The sequence below is a fragment of the Eubacterium ramulus genome (genome assembly GCF_003122485.1).
Lineage (GTDB): Bacteria > Bacillota > Clostridia > Lachnospirales > Lachnospiraceae > Eubacterium_I > Eubacterium_I ramulus_A.
Genome location: NZ_JRFU01000259.1, coordinates 1 through 2,144 on the forward strand (window position 1 = coordinate 1; position 2,144 = coordinate 2,144).

The window sequence follows — 2,144 nt, forward strand, 5'->3', positions numbered from 1 at the left end:
ACTCACCACTTGCAGAAGTGGGAGTCTCAACTCAGACTGAGATGAATGAAAACGTTTTGAAATATCAGTTTGTCAGCTTAATCTGATCGGATTACAAATTGTATTATTGAAAAAAATGTTGATACAGTTATTGCAGATACTGATAGGTGAAAAACGTTTTTTAGTATGATTGAAAAACATCAATTCAATATTTTTTGTATTGCGTTATCCTTATTTTATACGCCAGGTTAATAAATGTCCAGAAAATGCATAATAAAATTCTTTTGATTTTTTCAGAAATGATTTATGATAGAAGTACTGAAAGATAAGAGAAGTTCAGACAGGAAATTTTAGTCAGAAAACGTGATATTACAAGATGATATAATTGAGAAAGAAAAGGGGGCAATACAATGGAGAATGTGAAAATCGCAAAACTGATCCGCAACGGTGAGACAGTACTTGGAATGGAATTTGGCTCTACCAGAATCAAAGCGGTTCTGATCGATGCGGCAGGAAATCCGCTGGCTTCAGGAAGTCATGGATGGGAGAACCGTCTGGAAAATCAGATCTGGACTTACAGCCTGACTGATATCAAGGAAGGCTTGCAGGATTGTTATGCAAAACTGAAACAGGATGTACAGGAAAAATACGGTGAGACGTTAAAGCGGGTAGCTGCCATGGGATTTAGCGGAATGATGCATGGTTATATGGCATTTGACGCGCAGGATCAGCTTCTGGTGCCGTTTCGTACCTGGAGAAATACGATGACAGAGCAGGCGGCAAAAGAACTTTCCGAGACATTTTCCTTTAATATACCGCAGCGTTGGAGCGTGGCACATCTGTATCAGGCAATTTTAAATGGGGAGTCTCATGTAAGCCAGATTAGCTTTGTGACGACGCTGGCAGGCTATATTCACTGGCAACTTACCGGCGAGAAAGTGGTTGGTGTCGGTGAAGCGGCAGGTATGTTTCCGATTGATTCCAATACAAACGATTACGATGCGGCAATGGCAGCAAAATTTGACACATTATTACTGGAAAAAGGTCTGAATTATCATCTGACCGATATTTTCCCGAAAGTACTGGCAGCCGGAGAAAAAGCAGGTGTACTTTCTGAAACAGGTGCAAAACTGTTAGATCCGGCAGGAGATCTGGAAGCAGGCATTTTACTTTGCCCGCCGGAGGGCGATGCCGGAACCGGTATGACAGCGACAAACAGTGTGGCAGTCCGTACCGGAAACGTATCCGCAGGAACCAGCGTGTTTGCCATGATTGTACTGGAGCAGGCACTTTCTAAATATTATGAAGAAATCGATATGGTAACCACTCCGGATGGTAAACCGGTGGCAATGGTACATTGCAACAACTGTACTTCAGATCTGAATGCATGGGTAGGCTTGTTCGGAGAAGCACTGGAGGCTTTTGGTGTGAAGCCGGACATGGATACATTGTATGGCACGTTGTACCGCAAGGCGCTGGAGGGCGATGCAGACTGTGGCGGTCTGCTGGCTTATAATTATTTTTCCGGCGAGAGTATTACCGGTTTTGAAGAAGGCAGACCACTGTTTGTGCGCAGACCGGACAGCAAATTTAATCTTGCAAACTTCATGCGTGTACATCTGCTGACCTCACTTGGCGCATTAAAAGCCGGTATGGATATTCTGGTAAAAGAAGAAAAAGTGCAGATTGACAAAATGCTTGGTCACGGTGGATTTTTCCTGACCAAAGGCGTAGGACAGCGTGTGATGGCAGCTGCAATGCAGACACCGGTCTTTGTCATGGAGACAGCCGGAGAAGGCGGAGCCTGGGGAATCGCACTTCTGGCAGCGTATATGATCGGAAAAGCAGAGGGACAGACGTTACCAGATTATCTGAATACTGTTATTTTCCACGGGGAAGAAGGTAGCGTAATGCAACCGGATGCCGCAGATGTGGAAGGTTTTGAGACATTTATGAAAGATTACAAAGCTGGTCTTGCCATTGAACGTGCAGCGGTAGAGCAGCTGCGCTAATCTGGAATTGTAATAGAAATAATAAATCATAACGGATATACATGGAAATTTTTTGTTATATTTTCCACGCGATGTTATATAAAGAAGATTTTCATCTCAGTCTAAGTTGAGACTCCCACTTCTGCAAGTGGTGAGTAGTAACAAGTATTTCTC

The 2,144-nt window shown here is 43.5% G+C and carries 1 protein-coding gene; it reads left to right on the plus strand.

All coding sequences use genetic code 11. The annotated features are described in order from the left end of the window. Positions 1 to 389 precede the first annotated feature (389 nt). A complete protein-coding gene (locus LG34_RS16370; RefSeq protein WP_109217029.1) occupies positions 390 to 1,991 on the plus strand; it encodes a xylulokinase in 1,602 nt (533 codons plus the stop codon). Positions 1,992 to 2,144: the final 153 nt, after the last annotated feature.

Bases quoted from the DNA above. Each gene is read 5' to 3' on its own strand.
- LG34_RS16370 (WP_109217029.1), top strand. From the start codon at position 390: ATGGAGAATGTGAAAATCGCAAAACTGATCCGCAACGGTGAGACAGTA.